Origin of the sequence: Pseudoalteromonas sp. SIMBA_162, from assembly GCF_046535955.1 — a bacterium.
GTDB lineage: Bacteria > Pseudomonadota > Gammaproteobacteria > Enterobacterales > Alteromonadaceae > Pseudoalteromonas > Pseudoalteromonas marina.
On the sequence record NZ_JAWJBQ010000892.1, the window covers coordinates 1 to 249 of the forward strand.

General features: G+C 69.5%; 1 protein-coding gene. It reads right to left on the reverse strand.

Going from position 1 to position 249, the window contains the following annotated elements:
• Window positions 1-249: ATP-binding cassette domain-containing protein (locus R0J88_RS22285; RefSeq protein ID WP_410901212.1), on the reverse strand; the 249-nt coding region annotated here is incomplete at both ends.

Below are 249 nucleotides of genomic sequence, written 5' to 3' on the forward strand. Positions count from 1 at the left end.
CGCCAGCCGCGCAATGTAGTGCAGCAGCTCCTGCTTGCGCGCGCCGTCGAGGCCGGTCAGCGGCTCATCCAGCAACAGCATGCGCGGGCGTGACAGCAGAGCGCGGCCGATCGCGACACGTCGCGCCTCGCCACCGGACAGCTGGCCGGGCATGCGCGACAGCAGGTCCTCGATGCCCAGCAGCATCACCATCTCATGCAGACGTGACTGGTTCTGTTGGCGCTGGGCGGGTGTCAGGGCGCGCGGCAT